The organism is Brevundimonas sp. (assembly GCF_035998205.1).
Lineage (GTDB): Bacteria > Pseudomonadota > Alphaproteobacteria > Caulobacterales > Caulobacteraceae > Brevundimonas.
Map to the genome: position 1 here is coordinate 282,753 of NZ_DASYHT010000005.1, position 26,722 is coordinate 309,474.

A 26,722-nucleotide genomic window follows, 5' to 3' on the forward strand; every position below is an offset into this window, starting at 1 on the left:
CGGCGGCGCCGCAATCAACCTCCGCGTTAGTGCGGCGCAAGCGTCCCCGCCAGCGCCGCGATGCGGTCGCGGATGTCGGGGACGGCGATGGTCTCCCAGAAGGCGGCGCGGGCCGGGGGCCCGAGCACGAACAGGCCCGGCTGCGGCCGGCCGTCGGCGGCGAGGATGCGGCCGTCCGGGGCGAGGTCGAGGCCGAGGCCGTTGGGGTGCAGGCGCGCCGCGCCCGCGGCCAGCAGCGGGCCGGTCAGGGGGTCGTCCTGCGGCGCGTGGCCGGGACCGGAACAGTCGATCAGCCGGTCGCCGACGAGGCGGCCCTCGCCGGTCTGGCCGCGCGGGCGCCAGCTCAGCTCCAGCCGGCCGGCGGCCGGACGGGGGCGGCCGATGCGGCCCGCGAGGATCTGCAGCCGGTCGGCGGCGACGAGGGCGTCGATGCGGGCGGCGACCTCGGGCGCCAGGCGGTGCCGGTGCACGTCCCACCACGGCCGCAGGTGCCGCAGCAGCCGCCGCTGGCCTTCCGGATCCAGCGTCGCCCAGAGATCGGCCGTGACCGGACGATAGAGCTCCATCAGCGACCGCCAGCCGCCGTCGCCCGCGGCGGCGCGGGCGGCGGCGAGGCGCTGCGACAGGCGCGGGTGATCCGGCAGGGGGGCGTCAAGCTTCGGGTCCGGGCGCGGGCCGTGGGCGCGCGGGCGCAGGCCGCGGCGCGAGACGGCGACGGCCCGGCCGATCCAGCCGCGCCGCTCCAGCGTCATCAGCACATCGACCATGGTCAGGCCCGTGCCGACCAGCAGGATGTCGTCCTGCGGCCGGATGCCGTCGAGGGCCCCGGGGGCCCAGGCGTCGGGGATGACGCCGGCGGCGCTCCCCGTGTCTCCGGGGGCGGCGGTGCGCGGCGGCGGGTTGCCGGTGGCCAGCACCACGGCCCGGCCGGACAGGCGCCGCCCGTCGGCGAGGGTGACGGCGCCGGCCGGATCGAGGCCGACGACCTCGCCGGTCAGGGTCTCCAGCCGGTCGGCGGCGGCGGCGCGGGCGGCGGCGAGGCGGTCCTGAACATAGCGGCCATAGACGGCGCGCGGGGCGAAGCCTTCGGGGTCGGCGTGCCCGGGGGCGTGGGCCTCAAGCCAGCGGACGAAGTCGTCGGGCCGGTCGGCGACGGCGCTCATCCGCGCCGAGCGCACATTCAGCAGATGCCAGGGCTCGGCCGCGCCATAGGCGACGCCGAGGCCGAAGCGGTCATCGCGGTTGATCAGGCTGACGGCTGTCCCGGCTTCGGCCAGCCGGGCAGCCAGCATGGCCCCGGAAAAGCCTCCGCCGACGATCAGGATCCGGTCCGACACATACGCCCCCGCGGCGACGGCCGCGGCGTCTTATTCGCCGGTCGCGGGATTTCGTCAAACTGTGCGGAACCGGACTCAGATCTCCTGGTTGTAGCCGCCGACCTCGGGGTGGGCGGCGAGGCGGGGCTTCACCTCCTCGCGGAACAGGGCGCGCATGTCGGCCTCGGACACCTGGCTCTCGACCACCACCACCAGCTCGGGCTTGTTGGACGAGGCGCGCACCAGCACCCAGGAGCCGTCCTCCAGATGCACCCGGGCGCCGTTGACGGTGATCACCTCGACGATCTTCCGCCCGAGGATCGATCCTCCCGAGGCGGCCAGGTCCTCATACTCCTTCACCACCTTCGCCAGCACGTCGTACTTGAGCTCGTCGTCGCAGTGCGGGCTCATGGTCAGGCTGGTGAAGGCCTGGGGCAGGGCCGCCTTGAGCTGTGACAGGGACTTGCCGGGGTTGCGGTCCAGCATGGCCAGCACCGCGCCGGCGGCGACGAGGCCGTCGTCGTAGCCGCGGCCGATCGGGGCGTTGAAGAAGAAGTGGCCCGACTTCTCGAAGCCGGCCAGCGCGCCCAGTTCGGCGGTCTTGCGCTTGATGTAGCTGTGGCCGGTCTTCCAGTAGACCACCGAGGCGCCGTTGGCCTTCAGCACCTCGTCGGTCTTGTAGAGACCCGTGGACTTCACATCGACGACGAAGGTGGCGTCGGGGTGCAGGACCGACAGGTCGCGGGCCAGCATCAGGCCGATCTTGTCGGCGAAGATCTCCTCGCCGGTCTCGTCGACCACGCCGCAGCGGTCGCCGTCGCCGTCGAAACCGAGCGCCAGGTCGGCCCCGGTCTCCTTCACCCGCGCCGCCATCTGGCTGAGCATGGCGTGGTCTTCCGGGTTCGGATTGTACTTCGGGAAGGTGAAGTCGAGCTCGGCGTCCATCTCGATCACCTCGGCCCCCATGCGGCGCAGGGCCTCCGGCGCAAAGGCCCCGGCGGTGCCGTTGCCGGTGGCGCAGACCACCTTCAGCGGGCGGCTCAGCTTCACCCCGGCGGTGACCTCTTCCAGATAGCGCTCGCGGAAGCCGTCGACGCGCTCCAGCCGGCCGCCCGGGCGGGCCACGCCGAGGCCGCCGAGGACGATCTCCTTGAGCCGGCCCATCTCGTCCGGGCCGAAGGTGAGGGGGGCCTGGGCCCCCATCTTGACCCCGGTCCAGCCATTCTCGTTGTGGCTGGCGGTGACCATGGCCACGCACGGGGCGTCCAGCGCGAACTGGCCGAAATAGGCCATGGGCGACAGGGCCAGACCGATGTCCAGCACCTCCATGCCGCCCTCGAGCAGGCCGAGGATCAGGGCCTGTTTGACGCTGAGGGAGTAGGACCGGAAGTCGTGGCCGGTGACGATCCGGGGACGGACGCCGGTCTCGTGGACATAGGTGGCCAGGGCCAGACCGAGGGCCTGGATGCCGAGCAGGTTGATCTCCTTCTCCAGCACCCAGCGGGCGTCGTACTCGCGGAAGCCGGTCGGCTTCACCAGCGGCACGGTCTCGTATTCGGGCGTGTTCGGACGAAGGTCCTGGCGGGGCTTCAGCATTCAGACCTCTCCTGCAGGGGCGCGCCGGCTATAATCGCAGCACAAGGGGCGGGCAACAACGCGCGAGCCGTGCTAGGGGTGCAACATCGCGCGGGGAAGTTGAACATGCGGATCGGGGTCGGCTGGATTGCGGCGCTGGCGATGGCGGTGGCCGCGCCCGCAATGGCCGATCCGGTGAGGGAGGTCGCGGAGGTCGCGGGCTTCTCGGGCCTGATCGGCGTGCAGGCGGATGGCCAGCTGCAGACGGTGCGGGCCTTCAGACCGGCGGAACAGCCTGGCCCCGGGCCGGCAGACGTGGTCCGTTGGGCCTCGGTGACCAAGATGGTCACCGCCATCCTCGTGCTGCAGGAGGTGGACGCAGGTCGGCTCGCGCTCGACGCGCCGCTGTCGCGCTACCTGCCTGACTGGCCGGTCAATGGCGAGACGAGCCTGGCGCAGCTGTTGCGGCACCGGTCGGGGCTGGCGAATCCGGACGACCTGCCGGACGGCGACGGGGACGGCATGCCGGACGTGTACCAGGACGGCGCCGTGGACTGGCGGACCGTCTGCGCCGCCGCCCCGAAGGCGGCCGCCGACGCGGCCTTCAGCTACAACAATTGCGACTATCTGGTGCTGGCCGGGCTTCTTGAGGCCATCACGGGCCAGGCCTACGGCGAGCTTGTCCGGACACGGATCAGCGAACCGCTGGGACTGGCGTCGCTGAGGCTGCCGGCCGGGCCGCGTCAGGAAGGGCGCGATGGCGAGGCGCCCGAGCCCCGGGTGGATCCGGCCGCCTACGGTCCTGCGGGCGGTCTCTACGGGACCGTTGCGGACATGCTGAAGCTCGACCAGGCGCTGATGGACGGCCGGCTGGTGTCGCCGGCGTCGCGCGCGGCCATGTTCGCGGCTGACCCGGCCAGCAACTTTTCCGGCCTGTCGGTCTGGGTCTATCCCGTCGCGCTGCCGCGCTGCGCGGGGGAGACGGTGACCCTCGTGGAGCGGCGCGGCGCGATCTCGGGGGTGCAGGTGCGTAACCTCATGCTGGTGGAGCGCAACACGGCGCTTGTGGCCTGGACCGATCAGGCCCGCACGGACTTCGGCGAGCCCTGGAGCGGCGCGGGCCTGACCGTCGACCTGCTGTCGGCCCTGGTCTGCGGCGCCGCCCCGGCCGCTTGACCCCCGCCCATACGGGTCCTAGGCGGAAGGCCTGTCATCGGAGCTTCGTATGCCGCGCCTGATCCTGCTGCGCCACGGCCAGAGCCAGTGGAACCTCGAGAACCGCTTCACCGGCTGGGTCGATGTCGACCTGACCGACCGGGGCGAGGCCGAGGCGACCAAGGCGGGGACGCTGCTGGCCGCGGCCGGTTTCCGCCCGGCGGTGATGTTCACCTCGGTGCTGAAGCGGGCGCAGAAGACCGGGTCGGCGGCGCTGGCCGCGGCGGGGCTGGGCGACACGCCGGTGATCGCCGACTGGCGGCTGAACGAGCGCCACTACGGCGGCCTGACCGGGCTCAACAAGGCCGAGACGGCGGCCAAGCACGGCGAGGACCAGGTGCACATCTGGCGCCGCAGCTATGATGTGCCGCCGCCGCCGCTGGCCCCGGGCGGGGAGTACGACTTCACCGCCGATCCGCGCTACGCCGGCCAGCCGATCCCGGACACCGAGAGCCTGAAGACCACGCTGGACCGGGTCGCGCCCTACTGGGACGCCGAGATCGCGCCGCGGCTGAAGGCCGGCGAGGACGTGCTGATCGCCGCGCATGGCAATTCGCTGCGGGCGATCGTCAAGCTGCTGTTCGCCGTGCCGGACGACCGGATCGTCGGGGTCGAGATCCCGACCGGCAATCCGCTGGAGATCACCCTCGACGCCGGCCTGAAGCCGACGGCGGCGCGCTATCTGGACGCCGACCGCGCCGAAGCCCTGCCGGTCCTGCCGTGACGGACGACGCCCGCCATATGGGCCGCGCCATCGCTCTGGCGCTGGCGGCCATGGGGCGGACCTGGCCCAATCCGGCGGTGGCCTGCGTCATCGCCCGCGGCGACGAGGTGCTGGCCGAGGCGGCCACGGCCTCCGGCGGCCGGCCCCATGCGGAGGAGCAGGCCGTGCCCGCCGCCGGCGAGGCGGCGCGGGGCGCCACGGCCTATGTCACCCTCGAGCCCTGCGGCGCGCGCTCGTCGGGGCGCAAGTCGTGCTCGCATTTCCTCGTCGAGGCGGGGATCCAGCGGGTGGTGATCGCCGCCCTGGACCCCTCGCCCTTCGCCTCGGGCCGCGGCGTCGAGCGGCTGCGCAAGGCCGGGCTGGAGGTCGAGACCGGCCTGCTCGCGGAGGATGCGCGGGTGCTCTACGAGGGCTATCTGCACCGGCTGGAGACCGGCCGGCCGATGGTGCGGACGGCGCGGGACGGGGCGGGTTTCGACGCCCAGTTCGCGGCCGCGCCGCGCGCTGATCTGAAGGCCGAGCTGACCCGGCTGGGCGAGGCGGGCTACACCCGGCTGTGGGTGCCCGAGGGCGACCTGGCGGAGGCCCTGCGCGCCCAGGGGCTTCTCACCGGCTAAAGCCGCGTGATTGCAGAACTTCGTTAAGGCTCGAGCGGGCAGGATCAGGCGTCATGACCGCCGTTCCGGCCCCTGCTCCGTCATCCCCGTCGCCTGTCGCCGGCGAAGCGCTGACGTCTGCGCCCGTCGGCGGGGTCACGGCGCGCGACGGCACCGCGACCCGGCGCCGCCTGACCCAGGCCGAGGTCGACCTGATCTGCGCCCGCCACGACCGGCTGTTCCGCTGCAAGAGCGGCGGGGCCCGGGCGGTGTTCGCCTGGTGCGACCTGAGCGGCCTGTCGCTGCGCGGGCGGCATCTGGCCGACGCCGACTTCGCCGGGGCCTGGCTGACCGACTGCGACCTGTCCGGCGCGAAGCTGGACAACGCCACCCTGTTCGGGGCCGACCTGGCTAACGCCACCCTCGAGGAGGCCAGTCTGCGGCGCGCCGACCTGCGCGGGGCCTGCCTGAAGGGCGCCAATCTGATCGGGGCGGACCTGTTCGAGGCCGACCTGCGCGAAGGCACCCTGGCCGCGGCGGACGCCAAGGCCGGCTTCCGCATCCTCGAGCCGCGCGCCAGCTACGATACGCGCGCCAACGGCGTGAACCTGTCCGGGGCCAATCTGCAGCGGTCGCGCCTGTCCGGCGTGATCGCCATCTCGGCCGACTTCTCCGACGCCGTGATGAAGGACTGCAAGCTGGTCCGGGCCAATCTGAAGCAGGCCAATTTCCGCGGCGCGGACCTGGCCGGCGCCGACCTGTCGGGGGCCGACCTGACCGGGGCCGATCTGCGCGATGCGGTGCTGGTGGGGGCGCGCACGACGATGTGGCGCGCCGACAAGGCGGACATGGAAGGGGCCCTGACCGACGACCACTCGCCCGGGGCGGCGCTGGACGCCCTGCCGGCGGCGGAGATGCTGCGCGAGCATGCCCGCTGGTGCGAGACCGGCGGGGCCGAGGGCAGTCCGTCGGTGTTCGACGGCGTGGATCTGCGGCCGCTGAAGTCGATCGTCGGCCTGAACCTGACCGCCCTGTCGGCGCGCAACGCCGTCTTCTACGGGCTGGACATGGAAGGGGTGCAGCTGCAGGGCGCGCGGCTGGAGGGCGCCGACCTGCGGTCGTGCCGGCTGCGCCGGGCCGACCTGCGCGGGGCGCGGCTGGTCGGGGCGCGGCTGGGCGGCTCGGACCTGCGCGAGGCCCAGCTGGGCCCGCTGCTGATCGGGCCGGACCGGCTGCTGCCGGCGGACCTGTCGGGGGCGAAGCTGCGCGGCGCGGACCTGTCGGGCGCCGACCTGAGCCGGGCGGTGCTGACCGGGGCGGACCTGAGCCGGGCGCGGCTGCACGGGGCCCAGGTGCGCAACGCCGACCTGGGCGGCGCCATCCTCACGGCCGCCATCGGGCTGGAGCGGCGCGAGCCCTGAGGCGGCGGCCATGAAAAAGGGGCGACGCCGCCGCGCCGCCCCTTCGGAAGTCTGTCGATACAGGGGCCTTACGATACAGGGGCCTTAAGCCGCCCGGCCCTCGATCAGGGCCGGGGTGGCGATCTCGATGCGCCGGGGCTTGAGCGCCTCGGGCAGCTCGCGCTTCAGGTCGATCGACAGCAGGCCGTTCTCCAGCTTCGCCGAGGTCACCACGACATAGTCGGCCAGCTGGAAGCGGCGCTCGAAGTCGCGCTCGGCGAGGCCGCGATGCAGGAAGGTGCGCTGGCCGTCGTCATTGGCGGTCTTGCGGCCGGTGACGGTCAGGAGATTTTCCTTGACCTCGACGGTCAGCTCGTCGGGGCCGAAGCCGGCCACGGCCACCTCGACGCGGTAGGCGTTCTCGCCGGTGGTCTCGATGTTGTAGGGGGGCCAGCCGCTGCCGTCGCCGGTGCGCGCGGCGCTCTCGAGCAGGGTGGCGAGGCGATCGAAGCCCACGGCCGAACGGTACAGGGGCGAGAAGTCGATGGTACGCATGTGTCAATCCTCCTGACATCAGCAAGGTCAACCCGCCCCGAAGAAGCCCGGGACGGATGGCGGAGAACGTCCGGTCCGCAAGGGCCCCGGTCGTCCGTGAGACGCCCTGTCGGCGCGTCCCGGGAAACAGATTGGAAGCCGGCCCCGAAGCGTCAAGGGGCGGCCGGGGCGGCGTCGGGGGCGGGCCGGCTGCGCCCATCGGTCGCCCTGCCGGCGCGGTGATCGCGGGCCGCGGCGCCTTGCCTCGGGGCGGCGGCATGGGCCAGATGCCGCGCGCCCGCTCCAGACGGGCGACTCCAGGGAGACCCCGACCATGCGCCCGACGCTTCTCGCCGCCGCCCTTCTCGCCCTCGCCGTTCCCGCCGGGACCGCTGCCCTGCTGGCGCCGACCGCCGCGGTCGCCGAGGACGCCGCCCTGCGCGCCGCCGTGGCCTCCGAGGCCCGCCCGGCCGCTGACCGGGCCCGCGACGCCTTCCGCCGCCCCTATGAGAGCCTGACCTTCTGGGGCCTGACCCCGGGCATGACGGTGGTCGAGATCCAGCCGGGCGCCGCCGGCTGGTGGAGCAACATCCTGCAGCCCTATCTGGCCGCCACCGGCGGGACCTGGGTCGGCGCCAACAACGCCCAGCAGCTGGCCGCCGTGGCCGACGGCTCGGCCGACATGGTGCTGGTGGCCCGCTCGATCCATGGCTGGCACCGCGCCGGGGCCACCGACGCCCGCATGGCCGAGTTCGCCCGCATCCTGAAGCCCGGCGGCATCCTCGCGGTCGAACAGCATCGCGCCGCCGAGGGGACCGATCCGGACGCCACCGCCCCGACCGGCTATGTCTCCGAGGCCTATGTCATCGCCGCGGCCGGCCGCGCCGGCCTGGTGCTGGACGAGCGCTCCGAGCTCAACGCCAACACCGCCGATGACCGCGACCATCCGTTCGGGGTCTGGACGCTGCCGCCGGTGCGCACCTCGCAGCAGGGCGAACGCACCCTGACGGCCGAGGAGCGGGCCGCGTTCGACGCCATCGGCGAGAGCGACCGCATGACCCTGCGGCTGCGCAAGCCGGCCGGCTGAGCGGTCGCGCCGATCCGGGGCCGGTCAGGCTTTGACGCCCGGCGGGAACGCCGTTAATCCCGGACGCGCCGAGGCGGCCGCGCAGGCGGACGCGGGACGGGGAGTGTCGATGTCAGACCGGTCGCCGGAGCCTAGCGTGTTCGTCGCCCGCCGGCGGCTGCTGGCGGGTGCGGCGGCCCTGGCGCTGCTGCCGCTGGCCGCCTGCGGACGGGCCGAGCCGGCCGCCGAGGCGCCGGCCGAGACCGCCGAGACGGTCGGTCCGCCGGAGGGGTCTCTGGAGTGGGCCGTCGAGGGGGCGTGGCGGGAGCGCGACCGGGCCCGGGACGAGTGGCGCCACCCGGTGGAGACGCTGCGCTTCTTCGGCCTGCGCCCGAACATGCGGGTCATCGAGGTGTGGCCCGGCAGCGGCTGGTACACCGAGATCCTTGCGCCCTATCTGGCCAAGGGCGGCGGCAAGCTCTACGCCGCCGGCTTCCCTGTCGGCCCCGGGGCGGACCCGACCCAGGCGGCGCTGAACGCCGCCTTCCAGGCGCGCTTCAGCGAGGACCGCAGCCTCTACGGCGAGATCGAGTTCACCACCTTCGGCCCCACCAGCGAGGCGCTGGCGCCGGCCGGGACGGTCGACATGGTGCTGTTCATGCGCACCCTGCACGTCTGGATGGCCTCGGGCCTGGCCGAGAAGGCCTTCGCCGACGCCTTCGCCGCCCTGCGGCCCGGCGGGGTGCTGGGCATCGAGCAGCACCGGCTCGCCCCCGACGCCGACCAGGACCCGGCCGCGGCCAACGGCTACGTCCAGGAAGCCTTCGTGCGCCAGCTGGCGGCCGAGGCCGGCTTCGCCTTCGTCGCCGCCTCGGACGTCAACGCCAATCCGCGCGACACCAAGAACCATCCGTTCGGCGTCGACACCCTGCCGCCGATCCGGCTGACCGCCCCGCCGGGCGATCCGCCGGACCCGACCTTTGACCGCTCCCGTTTCGAGGAAATCGGCGAGAGCGACCGCATGACCCTCAAGTTCAGGAAGCCCGAGTGAACCGCGCCGCCGCCTTCGCCGCCCAGGCCCCGCTGATGGGGGTGCCCGGCGCCGCCGCCCCGCCCGGAGGCGTCGGCGAGTGGTTCCGCGGCGCCGGAGGCCTGCGCCTGCGCAGCGCCTTCTGGACCCCGTCGAGCCTGGTCGCCGCCGCGCCGCGCGGCACGGTGATCGTCAGCCCGGGCCGGACCGAGCCGATCGAGAAGTATTTCGAGGTGATCGGCAACTTCCTGGCGCGCGGCTTCTGCGTGCTGGCCCACGACTGGCGCGGCCAGGGCCTGTCGGCGCGGCTGCTGCCGGACCGGCTGAAGGGCCACGCCCGGGCGGCCGAGGAGTTCCTCGACGACTACAGCCGCCTGCTCGACGCCTATGAGGGCCGGGCCCCGCGGCCGTGGATCGCCGTCGGCCACTCCATGGGCGGGGCGCTGAACCTGATGAGTCTGCAGGCCGGCGAGGCCCGGCTGTCCGGGGCCCTGCTGTCCAGCCCCATGCTGCGCATCCGCACCGGCAAGCGCTCCATGTGGTCGGTCAAGCTGGCGGTGCGCTGGAACCTGCGCCACGGCCGGGCCGCCGACTATGTGCTGGGCGACATGGACGATCCGTTCGAGCACACCTTCGAGGAGGACGCCCTGACCTCCGACGAGACCCGCTACGAGCTGTGGCGGCAGCAGCTGTTCGCCTGTCCGCACCTGGCCATCGGCGGGCCCACCTGGGGCTGGCTGGGCGTGGCGCTGGAGATCGGCGAGCGCTGCCTGAAGCCCAAGGCGCTGAAGGCGGTGACCGTGCCGGTGTCGATCGTCCAGTCCGGCGACGACGACCGGGTGTGGAAGCAGACCGCCCGCTGGGCCGCCAAGCGGCTGGGCCGCGGCCGCTATGTCGAGGTGGCCGGGGCGCGCCACGAGATCATCATGGAGACGGACGAGCGCCGCGCCGCCTTCCTCGAGGAGTTCGACGCCCTCGCCGACTATCTGGCCCCGGCGGGCGCGGCGGCGGTGATCCCCGAACCGGCGGCGGCGGCGGAGCCTGCGCCGTAGGGGCCAGGAGTCAGGCGCGGCGGCGCGCGGCTTTCACGTCCCGCCAGAGACGTCCGCGGATCGCACCCGGCGGACCGATGGGCCCCCGGGACAAGCCCGGGGGTGACGACACTCTGGATTTCAGAGCTACCCCTACAGAGCCGAGCGGCGCAGGGTGACGAGGGCCTGGTCGATGAGGGCGGCGTCGCCCACGGCCAGCACCTGGCCGCCGGCGTCGGGGGCCTGGCCGCGCCAGTTGACGAGGGCGCCGCCGGCGGCGCGCACCACCGGGGCCAGGGCGGTCCAGTCCCACGGCTTGAGGCCGGACTCGACGACGATGTCGATGCGGCCGGCGGCGACCATGGCGTAGGCGTAGGCGTCGCAGCCCAGCCGGGTCAGGCGCGCCGTCGCCCGCACCTGGGTGAAGGCGCCCAGTTCGGCGCCGGTGAAGATGTCCGGATCGGTGGTGGCCAGCACCGCCTCGGTCAGTTTCGGGCAGGGCCGGGCGCGCAGGGGGGTCTCGCCGTCGCGGTTGACCAGCCGCGCGCCCGAGGGCCCGCCGGCGAAGACCTCGCCCAGATAGGGCTGGCCGATGGCTCCGACGACCGGGGCGCCCGCCTCGGTCAGGCCGACCAGACAGGTCCACAGGGGCAGGCCGGCGACGAAGGCGCGGGTGCCGTCAATCGGGTCGAGCACCCAGACATGCTCCGCGTCCGGACGGTCCTCGCCATACTCCTCGCCGATCACCCCGTGATGCGGGTAGCGGGCGGCGATGGCCTGGCGCATGGCGGCCTCGGCGGCGCGGTCGGCCTCGGTGACCGGGTCATAGCCGCCGCCGGCCGCCTTGTTCTCGATCCCCACCTCGCCCCGGAACCACGGCAGGGCGGCGGCGCCGCCGATGCGGGCGAGGTCGACGGCGAAGGCTTCAAGGTCGGTCATGGAGGCCAGGGCTTGGTGAGTAGGGCTTAGGGCTTGGGGGCCGGATCGTTACGGCCCCTATAGCCGACACTGAGTATTGCCCTAAGCCCTAAGCCCTACTCACCAAGCCCTACGCGCTCACTTCAGACCGGATCGCCCTCGGCGTGCAGCGACTTGGCCAGGTCGAGCAGGCGGCGGCGGGGCCGCTCGCCGAGCTGGTAGTAGGCCTGGATCAGGTCCATCGTCTCCTTGCGGGAGAAGACCTCGCCCGAGCCCGAGCCGGAGTCGCGGCGGTCCAGCGCCTCGGTCAGGCCGTCGTAGAAATAGCTCACCGGCGTCTCCAGCGCCTCGGCCAGCTGCCACAGGCGGGCGGCGGAGATGCGGTTGGCGCCGCACTCGTACTTCTGGATCTGCTGGAAGCGGATGCCGACCTGCACGGCCAGCTGCTGTTGCGTCAGGCCCAGCAGCCGGCGGCGGCGGCGCAGGCGGCGACCCAGGTGAAGATCGATGTCGGAGGCCATGGCCTTCTCGTCCCCTTAGCTCAGGACCGTCCCGAAACGGCACGGTTCGCCTCGATCGTCGCAAGCTCCATGCCTGTCTCCCGTGACGAGCGAACGACGGCGACAAAGCGGCGGGTCGCGCCCTTGCCCCGGGCGGCCCCGGTGGTAGCGTCCCGGCCGAACCGTTTCGGGGATGTCCACATGTCGTTTCGCAAGCTGCTTCTCGCCGGCGCCGCCGGCCTCGCCCTCGCCGCCGGGACCGGCGGGATCGCTGTCGGCCAGACGGCGGATCCTGCCGCGGCGACGGCGATCGCCCCGCCGGTCGAGGTGCGGCGCACCGAAGGGCTGATCCCGACGCAGGAGTACCGGCTGGCCAACGGGCTGCGGGTGATCCTGCACATCGACCGCTCCGACCCGGTGGCGGCGGTGGTGCTGGCGGCGCGGGTGGGCTCGGCGCGCGAGGAGCCGGGCCGGACCGGCTTCGCCCACCTGTTCGAGCATCTGTTCTTCCTCGATTCCGAGAACCTCGGGCCGGGCGGGCTGGACCGGATGAGCGCGCGGATCGGCGGCTCCGGGGCCAATGGCTCCACCAGCTTCGACATCACCGACTATCTGCAGACGGTCCCGAACGACGCGCTGGAGAAGATGATCTGGGCCGAGGCGGACAAGCTCGGCTACTTCATCAACACCGTGACCGACGCCGTGCTCGCCAAGGAGAAGCAGGTCGTCAAGAACGAGAAGCGCCAGTCGGTCGACAACCGGCCCTATGGCCACACCTATGGCGTCATCCTCGAGAACCTGTTCCCCGAGGGTCACCCCTACAGCTGGCCGGTGATCGGCTCGCTGGCCGACCTCGACGCGGCCACGCTGGAGGATGTGCAGACCTTCTACCGGCGCTGGTACACCCCCAACAACTCGACGCTGGTGATCGCCGGCGACATCGATCCGGACCAGACGATCGCCTGGGTGCAGCGCTATTTCGGCGAGATCCCGCAAGGGGCCGAGGCCGGCGGGCCGGCGGCGCAGCCGGCGCGGCTGACGGCGACCCGGCGGCTGATGCACGAGGACAACTACGCCACCCTGCCGCAGCTGACCCTGGCCTTCCCGACGGTCGAGCGCGGGCACCCGGACGAGGCGGCGCTGGACGTGCTGTTCACCCTGCTGACCGACGGCCGCGACGCTCCCCTGACCCAGGTGCTGGTCGACGAGCTGCAGCTGACCGACGAGGTGTCGGGCTTCCACCAGGCGCAGCAGATCGCCGGCTTCGCCCTGCTGCAGACCACGGCCTTCGACGGCGTCGATCTGGACCGGGTCGAGGCGGGCATCCGCGAGGCCCTGGCGCGGTTCGAGGCCGAGGGCGTCGATCCGGCGGCGCTGGCGCGGGCGCAGACCCAGGCCGAGGCCGGCTTCTACACCAGTCTCGGCAGCGTGCTGGGCAAGGGCGCGGCCCTGGCCCGCTATGACCTGTACGGGACCACGGCGGACGCCGATCTGGCGGCGCTGCGGGCCCTGACGGCGGACGACATCCTCAGGGTCTACCGCACCTATGTGAAGGACCGGCCGCATGTGGCCACCAGCTTCACCCCGCGCGGCCAGACGGCGCTCGCGCTGGAGGGCTCGACGGTGGCCGAGGTGGTGATCGAGCCGATCGTCCAGGGCGCCGAGGCGCCGGTCGACGCCGGGGCGGAGCAGGCCAGTTACGAGCGCACCCCGTCGTCCTTCGACCGCACGGTGGAGCCGCCCTACGGCGCGGCGCCGGTGATCACCCCGCCGGAGATCTGGACCGCCGAGCTGGGCAATGGGCTGGACGTCTCGGGCATCGAGAACCACGAACTGCCGGTGGTCAGCTTCGAGCTGTCGGTCGACGGCGGCCGCCTGTTCGACGACCCGGAGCGCCCGGGTGCGGCCAATCTGCTGGCGCGGATGATGAGCCGCGGCACCCGCAACCGCACCGCCGCCGAGCTGGAGAACGCCTTCAAGGCGCTGGGCGCCCAGGTGACGGTGCAGGCCGGCGACGAGCGCTTCCTCGTGCGCGGCACGACCCTGTCGCGCAACCTGACCCCGACGCTGGATCTGGTCGAGGAGATGCTGTTCGAGCCGCGCTGGGACGCGGCCGAACTGGCCCTGGCCAAGGCGGCGGTGACGGCGCAGATCCAGGCCCAGCGGGCCCAGCCGACCGCCGTGGCGGCGCGGCTTTACGACGTGCTGGCCTATGGCGAGGACCACATCCTGTCGCGCTCGCCGCTGGGCGATGCGGCGGCGGTGGAGGCCCTGACCATGGCCGACCTGCAGGCCATGCTGGGCAACTGGACCCCGTCCAACGCCCGCTTCCGCGTGGTCGGCGACGTCGACCGGGTGGCGGCGGTGGCGGCGCTGGATGGCCTCGCCACCCGCTGGCCCGACCGCGAGGTGGAGGTACCGGCCTGGCCGCAGCCGCAGCGGCCGGATCAGGCGCGGGTCTATCTGTTCGACGTGCCCGGCGCGGCCCAGTCGGTGCTCAACTTCGGTTCCCCGTCCCTGACGCGGAATGACCCGGACTTCTACGCCGCCACGGTGATGAACTACCGGCTGGGCGGCGGCGGCTTCGCCTCGCGCCTGACCCAGCAGCTGCGCGAGGGCCAGGGCTACACCTATGGCGTCGGCACCAGCTTCTCGGCCGGCCGCACCTTCGGCGACTTCAACCTGCAGACCTCGGTGCGTTCCAACGTGACGCTGGAGGCGGCGACCCTGGCCCGCGACATCCTGCGCGACTACGCCGCCACCTTCACCGAGGAGGATCTGGAGGTGACCCGCAGCGCCCTGTCCAAGAGCCGGGCGCGGGCGTTCGAGACCGCCGGGGCCAAGCTGGGCGTGCTGCAGGCGATCGGCGACTTCGGCCTGCCGGTCGACTATCTGGCGCGCGAGTCGGCCATCATCGACGGGCTGACGGTCGAGCAGGTGCGGCGCATGGCCGAGGCGCGGCTGGACACCGACGCCCTGATCTATGTGGTGGTCGGCGACGCGGCGACCCAGGGGCCGCGGCTCGAGGCCCTGGGCTACGGCGCCCCGGTCCCGGCCAATGATCTGCTGGAGTAGCGTCGACTTTTCGGGGGTTTTCGGCTAAAGTGAACCCACTCCCGCGATCCGAACCCACTACCCCGGTAGTGGGCCCGTCCCAGACGGCGGCTTCGGCCTAGGATCGCGGGACGCCTCTCATCTGAGCTGTCGATACCAGATGGTGAACTTTCCCGACATGGCCGTGTCGCGCATCGCGTCTCTCACCCCAGCGCGCGCAAGGATATGGCTGGACAGCTCCCGCTTGGCGGGTGACGCGGCCTCCGCCAGGTCGTGGCCGTTGAGGCGGTAGGCGAGGCCGCCCAGCAGGACATCGAGTAGCTGCATGATCTGGCAGTCTGCGCTGCTCCTGAAGTGGAGCCTTCGGAACGGCCAGGGACGTCTGTCGCCGCTTCGGGCGCGGTCGCGGTTCAGGATCAGCCGGAGCTCCTCCGTGCTGCTCTTCGTGTTCCGGCTGTCGAGGTAGACGTGCAGGAGGCGACGCGGATGCAGGCGCGCGGCCTTTTTGCAGATCTGGAAGACTTCCTTGTTGAACCCGATCTCCCGGGAGCCGCTGTTGTAGAGGGCGTCCTTGAACTGCCGGGTGTCGAGAACGAGGGCGTGAAACTCCAGGGGAGCGTAGCCTGACGGGTTGTCGAAAAAGGCATCGACGACCCGCCGATAGGCTTCCAGCTTGGTCCGGGACACCTTGGTCCAGCCCAACTCGCCGCTGGGAAGCTGCGGTAGCCGCGCCGTCAGCAACTCTGCGGCCAGCGCGCCCTCATGCTCGGTATTCAGGATCAGGCTGCCGAGGACGAGATAGCGGTGTTTCGTCTGGCTCGACTCGTCGACATAGACGGTCTGGAACGCCGAAGGATCGAACCGGGCTCGCACCATCTCTACAGGGAAGCCGATGTGCCGGGCTGTCACAAGACGGGGGCGTCCGGGCCAAAGCAAAAGGGCCCGGCGTTTCCGCCGGGCCCTTCGAAACTGGTGGAGCTAAGCGGAGTCGAACCGCTGACCTCTTGAATGCCATTCAAGCGCTCTACCAACTGAGCTATAGCCCCGAGCCTTTCGGCCGGTCCGCGCCCGGCCCGTAGGCCTGTCGCGAGGCGGCGGAACCTATGTCAGGCCCGACCGCCGATCAAGCGGGCGCCGAAGATTTTTTCGGCCGCCCGCCAAACCCTTGATCCGGATCAGTCTTCGTCCTTTTCCGGGGTCAGGATTTCGTCCTCGAAGTCGTCCTCGTCCTCATCCTCGATGAAGGGCACGGAGTCGTCATCGTCGTCGGCGAGAGCTTCGTCGTCGTCGCCCGCGGCGCCGATGCCGGCGTCGTCGGCGGTGGTGTCATCGTCCTCGTCGTCCGGCGTCAGGATCGGCTCATGGCCTTCTTCGTCGATCTCCGGGGCGGTGACCTCCTCTTCCTCGTCCTCGTCGCCGGCCGCCTTGGCCTTGACCTGGTCTTCGGCCTCCTCGTCCTCTTCCGGCGCATAGCCGGCGCCGACGCGACCGCGCACGCGGCGGTTCTTCAGCGCGTCCTCGGGGTCGAAGTCGGTCCCGCACTTGGGGCAGTGGGCGGGGCGGCGGTTCAGGTCGTAGAATTTGGCCTGACAGTTCGGGCAGATCTGCTTGGCGCCCAGTTCGGGATTGGCCACGGTCGTCTCGCCTTGCGCGTGGGAGGGGGAAATCGGGCGGCTCCCTTGCCACCGCGGAAGGCCGCTGTCAAAAACCATCGGTGCGGACCTCCCGGTCGCGCCCTCTCCCCGAGCAGATCCCCGAGCGCAAGGAGGCCCCGCGGGTGACCACGTCCGCCGCCCGTCCCGCGCCCGACGCGGTGTTCACCGCGCGCCCCTCCGGGCCGCTGCAAGGGCGTGTGCGCGCCCCCGGCGACAAGTCGATGTCGCACCGGGCCATGATCCTGGGCGCCATGGCGACGGGCGAGACCCGGGTCGAGGGCCTGCTGGAGGGCGACGACGTTCTGGCCACGGCCCGCGCCGCCGCCGCCTTCGGGGCGACGGTCGAGCGGCTGGGCGAGGGCCGCTGGCGGGTCGAGGGCGGCGGCGGCTTGACGTCGCCGGAGACGGTGATCGACTGCGGCAACGCCGGCACCGGGGTGCGGCTGCTGATGGGCGCGGCCGCCGGCTATCCCCTGAGCGCCACCTTCGACGGCGACGCCTCCCTGCGGAAGCGGCCGATGAAGCGCGTCACCGGGCCGCTGGCCGGGATGGGCGCGCGCTTCGCCTGGGCGGCGGCCGAGGACCGGCTGCCGGTGACCCTGAGCGGCGGGGCGCTGCGCGGCATCGACTATCGCCAGACGGTGGCCTCGGCCCAGGTCAAGTCGGCCATCCTGCTGGCCGGGCTCAACGCCGCCGGCGAGACGGTGGTGCGCGAACCGGAAAAGAGCCGCGACCACACCGAGCGCATGCTGCGCGCCTTCGGGGCCGAGGTGGGGGTCGAGGATGACGGCGAGGGCTGGATCATCCGGCTGCGCGGCGGCCAGCCGCTGACCGGCGCCGACGTGTCGGTGCCGGGCGACCCGTCGTCGGCGGCCTTCCCGCTGGCGGCGGGGCTGATCACGCCCGGCTCGGCGGTGACGGTGGAGGGCGTCATGCTCAATCCGCTGCGCACCGGCCTGTTCGACACCTGGCGCGAGATGGGCGCGGATCTGGAGATCACCAACCGGCGCGAGAGCGGCGGGGAGGCGATCGGCGACATCACGGCCCGCCATTCGCGGCTCAGGGGCGTGGTCGTGCCCGAGGCGCGCGCCGCCGCCATGATCGACGAATATCCGGTGCTGGCCGCCACCGCCGCCTTTGCCGATGGCGTCACGGTGATGCGCGGCGTCGGCGAGATGCGGGTCAAGGAGAGCGATCGCATCCGGCTGATGGTCGACGGCCTGCGCGCCTGCGGCGTGGCGGTGGAGGAGGAGCCCGAGGGCTTCCTCGTCACCGGCGGGCCCGTGCCCGGCGGAGCCACGGTGCACACCGCCCATGACCACCGCATCGCCATGAGCCATCTGGTGCTGGGACTGGCGGCGCAGGCCCCCGTGGCCGTGCGCGACCCGGAGATGATCGCCACCAGCTTCCCCGGCTTCGTCGGCCTGATGACCGGGCTGGGCGCGGAGATCGCCGCGTGACCCCGCTGGTCATCGCCGTCGACGGGCCCGCGGCCTCGGGCAAGGGCACCATCGCCGCCCGCCTCGCCGCCCACTTCGGCCTGCCCTATCTCGACACCGGCCTGCTGTACCGGGCGGTCGGCCGCGGCGTCATCGCCGCGCGCGGCTCGCTGGAGGACGCCGGCCTGGCGGAGGAGGTGGCGCGCGACCTGAACGTCGAGGCGGTGGCGGCGACCGACGAGCTGACCGGGCGCGGGGCCGGCGAGGCGGCCAGCCGGGTGGCGGGCCACCCCGGCGTGCGCGCGGCCCTGCTGGAGCTGCAGCGCGCCTTCGCGGCCCAGCCGGGCGGGGCGGTGCTGGACGGGCGCGACATCGGCACGGTGATCGCCCCGGACGCGCCGGCCAAGCTGTTCGTCACCGCCACGCCGGAGGTGCGGGCGCGTCGCCGCTGGCTGCAGCTGACCGGTCGCGGCGAGGCCATCGCCTTCGAGGAGATGCTGGAGGACATCCAGCGCCGCGACGCCCGCGACGCCGGACGCGGGGCCGCGCCGATGGTGCAGGCGCCCGACGCCGTCTTGCTGGACACCACCGATCTGGATATAGAGGCGGCCTTCGATGCGGCCCGCCGCATCGTCGAGGCGGCGTGCGTCCGGACCGGAGCCTAGCTCCCCAGGGACAAATCCCACGCGCCGCGCTCGGCCGCCGCGGGCTTTCAGGATCACCGGTCCCGCGTCGTCACGACTCCATCCCCTGACAACCTGACGGCGCGCCGCGCCGGGTTCGCCCGGTCGCGCGCCCTCCCAAGCAAAGACTGTTCATGACCGATACCCAGACCCTCAACCCCACGCGCGACGACTTCGCCGCGCTGCTCGACGAGAAGCTGTCGGGCCGCGATCTCGGCGAAGGCCAGGTCGTCCACGGCCGCGTCGTCGGCATCGAGAAGGACATCGTCATCGTCGACGTGGGCCTGAAGACCGAAGGGCGCATCGCCATGCGCGAATTCGGCCAGGGCGAGGGCGCGGTGCTGCCGAAGCTCGGCGACACCGTCGAGGTCTATCTGGAGCGCGTCGAGAACGCCCTGGGCGAGGCCGTCATCAGCCGTGACAAGGCCCGCCGCGAGGAAGCCTGGACCCGTCTGGAAGGCGTGTTCGCCGAAGGTCACCCGGTCAACGGCGTCATCGTCGGCCGCGTCAAGGGCGGCTTCACCGTCGATCTGGGCGGCGCCTCGGCCTTCCTGCCGGGCTCGCAGGTCGACATCCGTCCGGTCCGCGACGTCGGCCCGCTGATGGGCAAGGAGCAGCCGTTCGCCATCCTCAAGATGGACCGTCCGCGCGGCAACATCGTCGTCTCGCGCCGCGCCATCCTGGAAGAGGCCCGCGCCGAGCAGCGCACCGAACTGGTCGGCCAGCTGCAGGAAGGCGAAGTCCGCGAGGGCGTCGTCAAGAACATCACCGACTACGGCGCGTTCGTGGACCTGGGCGGCATCGACGGCCTGCTGCACGTCACCGACATGAGCTGGAAGCGCGTCTCGCACCCGTCGCAGGTGCTGGCCGTCGGCGACACGGTCAAGGTGCAGATCGTCAAGATCAACCCGGACACCCAGCGCATCAGCCTCGGCATGAAGCAGCTGCAGGCCGACCCGTGGGACGGCGTCGAGGCCAAGTATCCGGTCGGCGCCAAGTACACCGGCCGCATCACCAACATCACCGACTACGGCGCCTTCGTGGAGCTGGAAGCCGGGGTCGAGGGCCTGGTGCACGTCTCGGAAATGTCCTGGACCAAGAAGAACGTCCACCCGGGCAAGATCGTCTCGACCTCGCAGGAAGTCGACGTGGTCGTGCTGGACGTGGATTCGGCCAAGCGCCGCATCTCGCTGGGCCTGAAGCAGGCCCAGGCCAATCCGTGGGACGCCTTCCTAGAGGCCCACCCGATCGGCTCGACCGTCGAGGGCGAGGTCAAGAACGCCACCGAGTTCGGCCTGTTCATCGGCCTGGACAGCGACATCGACGGCATGGTGCACCTGTCGGACCTCGACTGGAGCGTCTCGGGCGAGGAAGCCATCCAGCGCTACCGCAAGGGCGACATGGTCAAGGCCAAGGTGCTGGACGTCGACGTCGAGAAGGAGCGCATCTCGCTGGGCATCAAGCAGCTCGGCGGCGACCCGATCGGCGAGGGCGACACCTACCGCAAGGGCCAGCAGATCACGGTCACCGTCTCGGCGGTGGAATCCGGCGGCATCGAGGTCAAGTTCGGTGAGGACGACGCGCCGGTCAGCAGCTTCATCCGCAAGTCGGACCTGAGCCGCGACCGCAACGAGCAGCGTCCGGAACGCTTCGCCGTCGGCGACCGTATCGACGCCATGGTCACCAACGTCGACAAGGCCAGCCGCCGCATCTCGGTGTCGGTCAAGGCGCTGGAGATGAAGGACGAGCAGGAGGCCATCGAGCAGTTCGGCTCGTCGGACTCCGGCGCCTCGCTGGGCGACATCCTCGGCGCGGCCCTGCGCGAGCGCTCGGGCAAGGAGTGATCGCGGCGGCCCCCGCTCGCGGGGGCCCCGTCATCGCCGTTAAGAACGAAAAGCCCCGGTCGGCGACGACCGGGGCTTTTTCCCGTGCCGCGCGAGGTCTAGGGTGGCGGCGGATCAACGCTCAGGGAGGGGCCGGTGATCAAGTCCGAGCTGATCGACAGGCTGGCGACCGAGAATCCGCACCTGACCCACGGTGAGGTCGAGCGGGTGGTCAACATCGTGCTGGGCCGCATGACCGACGCCCTGTCCGGGGGCGGCCGGGTCGAGCTGCGCGGCTTCGGCGCCTTTTCGGTGCGGTCGCGACCGGCGCGTTCGGGGCGTAACCCGCGCACCGGCGAGACCGTCGAGGTGCCGGCCAAGTCGGTGCCCTTCTTCAAGAGCGGCAAGGAGCTGCGCGAGCGGCTGAACGCCTCGGGCGACGCCTGAGGCCGTGGCGGCGGAGGCCGTGACGCCGGGCGGCGGGGCGCGGATCGTCGCCGCGGATTTCGACGACGCCCGGGTGCGCGACCTGCTGGCGCTGCATTTCGCCGCCATGCGCGGCCAATCGCCGGCCGACGCCTGTCATGTGCTGGACCTCGGCGGGCTGCAGCGCCCCGACATCGCCCTCTACGCCCTGTGGGAGGACGACCGGCTGCTTGGCCTCGGCGCGCTGAAGGCGCTGGACGCGACGACCGGCGAGATCAAGTCGATGCGCACGGCGCCTGAGGCCCTGGGGCAGGGCGTCGGGGCGCGGCTGCTGGAGCATCTGATCGGCGAGGCGGCGGCGCGCGGCTATCGCCGCCTGAGCCTCGAGACCGGGTCCGGGCCGGACTTCGCCGCGGCCCTGGCCCTCTACCGCCGGCGCGGCTTCGTCGAGGGCCCGCCGTTCGGCGGCTATGCCCCGACCCCCTTCACCACCTTCCTTCATCTGGACCTGCCCGCCTGACCCGGCCGGCGCAACACGGGAGCCCGCCATGGGACTGTTTCAGGAGTTCAAGGAGTTCGCCGCCCGCGGCAACGTCATCGACCTGGCGGTCGGGGTCATCATCGGCGCCGCCTTCGGCAAGATCGTCACCAGCCTCGTGGAGCAGGTGGTGATGCCGCCGATCGGCCTGCTGCTCGGCCGGGTCGACTTCTCGAACCTGGAGTGGGTGCTGGCCCCCGAGGATCCGGCCACCGAGGCGGTGGAGAAGGTGGCGATCCAGTACGGCGCCTTCGTCAACACGGTGATCCAGTTCCTGATCGTGGCCTTCGTGGTGTTCCTGATGGTCAAGGGCATCAACCGGCTGCGGCGACAGCAGGCGCAGGACCCGGCCCCGCCGGCGGCCCCGACCCCGACCGAGGCCCTGCTGGCCGAGATCCGCGACGAGCTCCGCGCTCGCCCGAAGGGCTGAGGCTGGCGGGGTCAGGGGTTCGTCACGGAGTTCACGGAGAGAGGCACGGAGAGCACGAAGGCCGCGGTGTTGGCCTCAGCGCGAAGCGCCTTCCGTCCGCCTCCCGCAAGGCGCCTGCGGCGCAGTGGGCGCGACCCCTCCGTGCCCTCTGTGCGCCCTTCGTGCTCTCTGTGATGAACTTGCGACCGCGCCTCACGTCAGGCGGTCGGCCTTGCGCAGGCCGGGGAAGGCGCGGGCCCAGAGGCCGGTGGCGGCGAGGGCGCCGAGGCCGCCGAACACCGCCGCCCCGACCGGGCCGAGCAGGCGCACCATGACGCCGGAACAGGCCTCGCCGAGCTCGTTCGAGGCGCCGATGAACAGCATCGACACCGAGCTGACCCGGCCGCGCATCTCGTCCGGGGTGGCGATCTGGATCAGGGTCTGACGGATGTTGACGCTGACCATGTCGGCGGCGCCGCCGATGAACAGGGCCAGGGCCGAGATCCACACCACCTGCGACAGGCCGAAGATCAGGGTGCAGACGCCGAAGACCGCCACCGCCGAGAACATCCACAGGCCGCCGCGGCGCAGGATCGGGAAGCGGGCCAGATACAGGGCCATGACCAGGGCCCCGACCCCGAAGGCGGCGCGCAGCAGGCCGAAGCCCTGGGGGCCGACGTCCAGCACGCTGGAGGCGAACACCGGCACCAGCAGGGCCACCCCGGCCAGCAGCACCACCACCAGATCCAGCGAGATGGCGCCAATCACCACCCTGGTGCGCCAGACATAGGCCAGACCCTCCTTCACCGCGGCCCAGCGGCCGTGGACGGGCGGGGTGCGCGGCCGGCCGTCGGTGCGGATCAGCAGGAAGCAGCCCAGCCCGACGAGGAACATGAGGGTGGCGGCGGCGTAGGCGAAGGGCGTCGAGACCGCCAGCAGGAGGCCGCCGAGGGTCGGGCCGGCGATGGCGCCGGTCTGGAAGGCGAGGCTCTGGGCGACGATGGCGCGCGGCAGAGCCTTCATGCCGACCACCATGGGCAGCAGGGCCTGGCTGGCCGGGGCGAGGAAGGCGCGGCAGGCCCCGAACAGGGCGGCGACGCCCAGCAGCCCCCACAGGGGCGGCTCGCCCGACAGCGCGAGGCCGAGGAAGGCGAGGGCGCAGACCAGCTCGCCGCCGATGCAGGCCGAGACGGTCAGCTTGCGGTCGCGGCGGTCGGCCATCTCCCCGGCGGGCAGGGTCAGCAGCAGCAGGGGGATGAACTGCACCAGCCCGACCATGCCGGCGTAGAGGCTGGCCTGTTCGATCGGGTGGTCGCGCCGGGCGATCTCCAGCACCTGCCAGATCACCGCGGTGGACTGGATCTGGATGGCCAGCACCGCCGTCAGCCGGCCCAGCCAGAGCAGGCGGAAGTCGCGGATCTTCCACGGGTTCTCGCCATGATCCGCGAGCGCGGCCGTAGCGGCCGGCGGGGTCACGGGCGGCGGCGCCTCGGGGGAGTCCGTCACTTCACCCGTCCCGGGCCGGGGTAGGGGGTTCCGTCGCGGTGGCGGTAGCCGGGCTCGCCGCCGACGTAGAGCAGGTCGATGTCCGGATAGGTGACGGTGTCGTGGTCCGGGTCGCGGCCGCCGACCTCAAGCACCACGGCGAGCCGGTCCGAGCGGTTGACCAGGTGGTGGCCGTTGGCGACGCCCTTCGGGAAGCCGGCGCAGTCGCCGGCGCGCAGGACCGTCTCGCCCGCGTCCTCGACCAGCACCACCTCGCCTTCCAGCACCCAGAGGAACTCGTCCTCGGCGGTGTGCCAGTGGCGCTGGGACGACCAGGTTCCGGGCTCCAGCTCCAGCCGGTTGACGCCGAACTGGGTCAGGCCGACGGCGTTGCCGAGGCGCTGGCGGCGGCGGGCGCGGCAGGGGGCGTCATGGGGCGCCGGATAGGCCGTGCCGTCGCGACGGGGGGCCGCGGCGATATCGATCGGGGGCATGGGCTTCTCCGCGACTGCGCCTGCCCCTAAAGCACGAGTCCATGAGCCCCGTGAATGACGCCGTGATCGATCCTGTCGAGCTGACCCGCGCCCTGGTGGCCCGGCCGTCGGTGACGCCCGCCGACGAGGGGGCGATGGACCTGCTGGAGCGGCGGCTGACCGCCCTGGGCTTCACCTGCCGGCGCATGGCCTTCGAGGGGCCGGGCGGGACCGGGGTGCACGCCCGCATCGAGAACCTCTACGCCCGGCGCGGGACGGCGGGTCCGAACCTGTGCTTCGCCGGCCATACGGATGTGGTGCCGGTGGGGCAGGCCGAGGCCTGGTCGGCCGGGCCGTTCGACGGCGAGGTGCGCGACGGGGTGCTGTACGGCCGCGGCACGGTCGACATGAAGGGCGGCATCGGGGCCTGGGTCGCCGCCGTGTCGCGGGTGCTGGCCGAGGGGGAGCCGAACGGCTCGCTCAGCTTCCTGATCACCGGCGACGAGGAAGGCCCGGCCCTGCACGGGACGAAGCGGGTGGTCGAGGCGCTGCAGGCCGAGGGCGAGGTGATCGACGCCTGCGTCGTCGGCGAACCCTCCTCGGCCACGGTGCTGGGCGACACGATCAAGGTCGGGCGGCGCGGCTCGCTGAACACCTGGATCACCGTGCACGGCAAGCAGGGGCATGTGGCCTATCCGGAGCGGGCGGCCAATCCGGCCCCGGTGCTGGCGCGGCTGCTGGCGCGGCTGGACGCCGAGGTGCTGGACGAGGGCTATCCGGCCTTCCCGCCCTCGAACCTCGAGATCACCACCATCGACATCGGCAATCCGGCGGCCAACGTCATTCCGGCCGAGGCGAAGGCGCGGCTGAACATCCGGTTCAACCCGGCCCATACCGGCGACGGGCTGATGGCCTGGCTGAACCGGCTGGCGGGCGAGGCCCAGGCGGAGAGCGGGCTGCAGATCACCCTGGAGCACCTGTGCTCGGGCGAGGCCTTCCTGACCGAGCCGGGGCCGTTCGTGGCGGCGGTGCAGGACGCGGTCGAGGCGGTGACCGGGCGGCGGCCCGAGCCCTCGACCACCGGCGGCACCTCCGACGCCCGCTTCATCCGCGCCCTGTGCCCGGTGCTGGAGCTGGGGCTGGTGGGCCAGACCATGCACCAGGTCGACGAGCGGGTGCCGGTGGCCGAGCTGGAGGCCCTGACCGACGTTTACGCCGAGGTGATCCGGCGGGTGCTGGGCTAGAACAGCATCCCCGCGGCCCACCAGGCGAGGGTGAACAGGCCGGCGACGAGGCAGATCAGGCCGAACAGACTGCCCCCGCGCTCATGGCGGGGCCCTTCCGGCGGCAGCTCGACGGGCAGACGGCGCATCGGAACACCTGCGGGGCTCGCAAAACGCCTCAGCCTCCGCCTGTCAGGCTTTCGGCCCCGTTCACGAACGTGGTTGCTCGAGAAAGCGCAGGGCCGTCAGCACATGGGCGCGGACGCCGACCGGCAGCACCGCCTCGTTGACGTCAAACTCCGGCGAGTGGTTCGGCGGCGAGGTGGCCGGGTCGACCCCGTCGGCCGAGGCCCCGAGGTGCCAGAAGACCCCGGGAATCCGCTGCTGGAAGTAGCTGAAGTCCTCCGCCACCGTGGTCGGGGGCGTGGCCGGGTTGACGTTGTCCGCCCCCGCCGCCTCGCCCAGCACCGGGGCAAGCCAGGCCGACAGGCCGGGGTCGTTGAAGACCAGGGCCGCGTTCTGGCGGACCGAGAATTCGGCCCCGGCCCCGTGAGCCGCGGCGACGTGGTCGATGGCGGTTTCGGCCCGGGCCACCAGGGCGTCGCGCTGGGCCACGTCGAAGGTGCGCAGGGTGCCTGACAACGTCGCCTCGGCCGGGATGATGTTGTAGCGCACCCCGGCGTCGAGGGTGGCGATGGTGAAGACGGTCGGCGTGGTGGTCGGGTCGATGGTCCGCGCCGTCAGGGTGTTGACCGTCTGCACCACGGCGGCGGCGGCGGCGATGACATCGACGCCCCGCCATGGCCAGGCGCCGTGAGTCTGGCGGCCGGTCAGGCGGATGTCGACCCGGTCCGAGGCGGCCATGAAGCCCTGCGGCCGGTAGAAGATCGTGCCCGGACGGCCGGGCACCACATGCAGGCCGAAGATGGCCTCGGGCGCCGGGTCGTCGAGCGCGCCTTCGGCCAGCATCAGCGCGGCTCCGCCCAGCGGCTCGCCCGGAGGCGCGCCCTCCTCGGCCGGCTGGAAGACGAAGACGATCGTGCCGCTGATCTGGTCGCGCATGCCCGCCAGCACCTCGGCGGCGCCCATCAGCATGGCCACATGGGCGTCGTGGCCGCAGGCGTGGGCCACCGGCACGGTCTGGTCCATGTAGGTTCCGGTGGCGGTCGAGGCGAAGGGCAGACCTGTGGCCTCCAGCACCGGCAGGGCGTCCATGTCGGCGCGCAGGGCCACGACCCGGCCCGGCCGGGCGCCGCGCAGCACGCCGATCACCCCGGTCTTCGCCACCCCCTCGCGCACCTCCAGCCCCAGCCCGCGCAGATGGGCGGCGACGACGCCGGCGGTGCGGGTCTCGGCGAAACCCAGCTCGGGGTGGCGGTGCAGGTCGCGGCGCCAGTCGACCACCTTCGGGGTGATCGCCTCGACCGCCTCGGCCACCGTTGCGGCCGGGACCTGGGCGGCCGCGGGGCTGGCCGCGAGGCCCGACAGGACGGCGACGGCGGCGGCGAGGGGGATGAGGGATCGGCGCATGGCGGGGGCTCCTGAACAGCGACGCCAGCATGGGCGCAGGGGGCGGACCGACGCAACCGCTTGCGGCTGTCACAGACCG

The 26,722-nt window shown here is 72.5% G+C and carries 26 protein-coding genes and 1 tRNA gene; 15 read left to right on the forward strand and 12 right to left on the reverse strand.

The genetic code is table 11. The annotated features are described in order from the left end of the window. Nucleotides 1–26 precede the first annotated feature (26 nt). Nucleotides 27–1,337: an FAD/NAD(P)-binding protein gene (locus tag VGN74_RS08655; RefSeq protein WP_327447167.1), complete on the reverse strand. Its 1,311-nt coding sequence runs from the start codon at nt 1,335–1,337 to the stop codon at nt 27–29. A gap of 75 nt (nt 1,338–1,412) precedes the next feature. Next, complete coding sequence (locus tag VGN74_RS08660; protein WP_327447169.1) at nt 1,413–2,912, reverse strand: phosphomannomutase/phosphoglucomutase; 1,500 nt, start codon at nt 2,910–2,912, stop codon at nt 1,413–1,415. Between the two features lie 105 nt (nt 2,913–3,017). Between VGN74_RS08660 and VGN74_RS08665 the strand changes: the two genes are divergently transcribed. Genes VGN74_RS08665 through VGN74_RS08680 form a run of 4 tightly spaced genes read left to right on the forward strand, consistent with a single transcriptional unit; the run spans nt 3,018 to nt 6,847 of the window. Further along, the gene (locus tag VGN74_RS08665; RefSeq protein WP_327447171.1) at nt 3,018–4,067 is read left to right on the forward strand and encodes a serine hydrolase domain-containing protein; all 1,050 of its coding nucleotides are present in this window, start codon (nt 3,018–3,020) and stop codon (nt 4,065–4,067) included. A 49-nt stretch (nt 4,068–4,116) separates the two neighbouring features. Beyond that, nucleotides 4,117–4,830 (forward strand): 2,3-bisphosphoglycerate-dependent phosphoglycerate mutase, encoded by a 714-nt coding sequence (locus VGN74_RS08670; protein ID WP_327447173.1) that lies wholly within the window; start codon nt 4,117–4,119, stop codon nt 4,828–4,830. Next, the gene (locus VGN74_RS08675) at nt 4,827–5,447 is read left to right on the forward strand and encodes a bifunctional diaminohydroxyphosphoribosylaminopyrimidine deaminase/5-amino-6-(5-phosphoribosylamino)uracil reductase RibD (RefSeq protein ID WP_327447175.1); all 621 of its coding nucleotides are present in this window, start codon (nt 4,827–4,829) and stop codon (nt 5,445–5,447) included. Before VGN74_RS08670 ends, VGN74_RS08675 begins: the two co-directional genes overlap by 4 nt. Nucleotides 5,448–5,500: 53 nt before the next feature. Then, nucleotides 5,501–6,847, forward strand: coding sequence for a pentapeptide repeat-containing protein (locus tag VGN74_RS08680; protein WP_327447177.1), 1,347 nt, complete (start codon nt 5,501–5,503; stop codon nt 6,845–6,847). An 84-nt stretch (nt 6,848–6,931) separates the two neighbouring features. On the opposite strand, the gene VGN74_RS08685 is transcribed toward VGN74_RS08680, so the two are convergent. After that, entirely contained in the window at nt 6,932–7,381 is a 450-nt protein-coding gene (locus VGN74_RS08685; RefSeq protein ID WP_327447179.1) for an Hsp20 family protein, read from the reverse strand. Between the two features lie 313 nt (nt 7,382–7,694). On the opposite strand from VGN74_RS08685, the gene VGN74_RS08690 reads away from it, so the two are divergent. The 3 genes from VGN74_RS08690 (at nt 7,695) to VGN74_RS08700 (ending at nt 10,508) form a co-directional block, all read left to right on the forward strand. Further along, entirely contained in the window at nt 7,695–8,447 is a 753-nt protein-coding gene (locus VGN74_RS08690) for a class I SAM-dependent methyltransferase (protein ID WP_327447181.1), read from the forward strand. A 109-nt stretch (nt 8,448–8,556) separates the two neighbouring features. Continuing rightward, complete coding sequence (locus VGN74_RS08695; protein ID WP_327447183.1) at nt 8,557–9,477, forward strand: methyltransferase; 921 nt, start codon at nt 8,557–8,559, stop codon at nt 9,475–9,477. Beyond that, nucleotides 9,474–10,508 (forward strand): alpha/beta hydrolase, encoded by a 1,035-nt coding sequence (locus VGN74_RS08700; RefSeq protein WP_327447185.1) that lies wholly within the window; start codon nt 9,474–9,476, stop codon nt 10,506–10,508. Before VGN74_RS08695 ends, VGN74_RS08700 begins: the two co-directional genes overlap by 4 nt. Before the next feature lie 132 nt (nt 10,509–10,640). On the opposite strand, the gene hisN is transcribed toward VGN74_RS08700, so the two are convergent. Both hisN and VGN74_RS08710 read right to left on the reverse strand, forming a co-directional pair. After that, nucleotides 10,641–11,426 (reverse strand): histidinol-phosphatase, encoded by a 786-nt coding sequence (gene hisN / locus VGN74_RS08705; RefSeq protein WP_327447187.1) that lies wholly within the window; start codon nt 11,424–11,426, stop codon nt 10,641–10,643. Between the two features lie 122 nt (nt 11,427–11,548). Next, nucleotides 11,549–11,926: a helix-turn-helix transcriptional regulator gene (locus VGN74_RS08710; RefSeq protein ID WP_327447189.1), complete on the reverse strand. Its 378-nt coding sequence runs from the start codon at nt 11,924–11,926 to the stop codon at nt 11,549–11,551. A 180-nt stretch (nt 11,927–12,106) separates the two neighbouring features. On the opposite strand from VGN74_RS08710, the gene VGN74_RS08715 reads away from it, so the two are divergent. Then, on the forward strand, nt 12,107–14,980 hold the full coding sequence (locus VGN74_RS08715; RefSeq protein WP_327447191.1) for a pitrilysin family protein: 2,874 nt from the start codon (nt 12,107–12,109) through the stop codon (nt 14,978–14,980). 117 nt (nt 14,981–15,097) lie between these two features. On the opposite strand, the gene VGN74_RS08720 is transcribed toward VGN74_RS08715, so the two are convergent. The 3 genes from VGN74_RS08720 to VGN74_RS08730 form a co-directional block, all read right to left on the reverse strand. Beyond that, complete coding sequence (locus VGN74_RS08720; RefSeq protein ID WP_327447193.1) at nt 15,098–15,835, reverse strand: DUF3800 domain-containing protein; 738 nt, start codon at nt 15,833–15,835, stop codon at nt 15,098–15,100. Nucleotides 15,836–15,929: 94 nt separating this feature from the next. Further along, nucleotides 15,930–16,005, reverse strand: a tRNA-Ala gene (locus tag VGN74_RS08725). A 129-nt stretch (nt 16,006–16,134) separates the two neighbouring features. Continuing rightward, entirely contained in the window at nt 16,135–16,593 is a 459-nt protein-coding gene (locus VGN74_RS08730; protein ID WP_327447195.1) for a TIGR02300 family protein, read from the reverse strand. A 179-nt stretch (nt 16,594–16,772) separates the two neighbouring features. Between VGN74_RS08730 and aroA the strand changes: the two genes are divergently transcribed. From aroA to mscL, 6 genes are all read left to right on the forward strand, one after another. Continuing rightward, nucleotides 16,773–18,074, forward strand: coding sequence for a 3-phosphoshikimate 1-carboxyvinyltransferase (gene aroA / locus VGN74_RS08735; protein ID WP_327447711.1), 1,302 nt, complete (start codon nt 16,773–16,775; stop codon nt 18,072–18,074). Between the two features lie 5 nt (nt 18,075–18,079). After that, complete coding sequence (cmk, locus tag VGN74_RS08740) at nt 18,080–18,718, forward strand: (d)CMP kinase (RefSeq protein WP_327447713.1); 639 nt, start codon at nt 18,080–18,082, stop codon at nt 18,716–18,718. Nucleotides 18,719–18,870: 152 nt separating this feature from the next. After that, the gene (rpsA, locus tag VGN74_RS08745) at nt 18,871–20,580 is read left to right on the forward strand and encodes a 30S ribosomal protein S1 (protein ID WP_327447197.1); all 1,710 of its coding nucleotides are present in this window, start codon (nt 18,871–18,873) and stop codon (nt 20,578–20,580) included. Nucleotides 20,581–20,715: 135 nt separating this feature from the next. After that, entirely contained in the window at nt 20,716–21,006 is a 291-nt protein-coding gene (locus tag VGN74_RS08750; RefSeq protein ID WP_327447199.1) for an integration host factor subunit beta, read from the forward strand. A 4-nt stretch (nt 21,007–21,010) separates the two neighbouring features. Further along, nucleotides 21,011–21,505: a GNAT family N-acetyltransferase gene (locus VGN74_RS08755; protein WP_327447201.1), complete on the forward strand. Its 495-nt coding sequence runs from the start codon at nt 21,011–21,013 to the stop codon at nt 21,503–21,505. Nucleotides 21,506–21,533: 28 nt separating this feature from the next. Beyond that, entirely contained in the window at nt 21,534–21,953 is a 420-nt protein-coding gene (mscL, locus tag VGN74_RS08760) for a large-conductance mechanosensitive channel protein MscL (RefSeq protein ID WP_327447203.1), read from the forward strand. 192 nt (nt 21,954–22,145) lie between these two features. Here the strand turns inward: mscL and VGN74_RS08765 are convergent, their stop codons facing one another. After that, the gene (locus VGN74_RS08765; RefSeq protein WP_414643539.1) at nt 22,146–23,408 is read right to left on the reverse strand and encodes an MFS transporter; all 1,263 of its coding nucleotides are present in this window, start codon (nt 23,406–23,408) and stop codon (nt 22,146–22,148) included. 26 nt (nt 23,409–23,434) lie between these two features. Beyond that, a complete protein-coding gene (locus VGN74_RS08770) occupies nt 23,435–23,911 on the reverse strand; it encodes a cupin domain-containing protein (RefSeq protein ID WP_327447207.1) in 477 nt (158 codons plus the stop codon). 41 nt (nt 23,912–23,952) lie between these two features. On the opposite strand from VGN74_RS08770, the gene dapE reads away from it, so the two are divergent. Next, on the forward strand, nt 23,953–25,134 hold the full coding sequence (gene dapE / locus VGN74_RS08775) for a succinyl-diaminopimelate desuccinylase (protein ID WP_327447209.1): 1,182 nt from the start codon (nt 23,953–23,955) through the stop codon (nt 25,132–25,134). On the opposite strand, the gene VGN74_RS08780 is transcribed toward dapE, so the two are convergent. Continuing rightward, nucleotides 25,131–25,262 (reverse strand): hypothetical protein, encoded by a 132-nt coding sequence (locus VGN74_RS08780; protein WP_327447211.1) that lies wholly within the window; start codon nt 25,260–25,262, stop codon nt 25,131–25,133. The two genes, dapE and VGN74_RS08780, sit on opposite strands and share 4 nt — an antisense overlap. A 61-nt stretch (nt 25,263–25,323) precedes the next feature. Then, nucleotides 25,324–26,643, reverse strand: a complete 1,320-nt coding sequence (locus VGN74_RS08785; RefSeq protein WP_327447213.1) for an amidohydrolase — start codon at nt 26,641–26,643, stop codon at nt 25,324–25,326. Between the last annotated feature and the right edge of the window lie 79 nt (nt 26,644–26,722).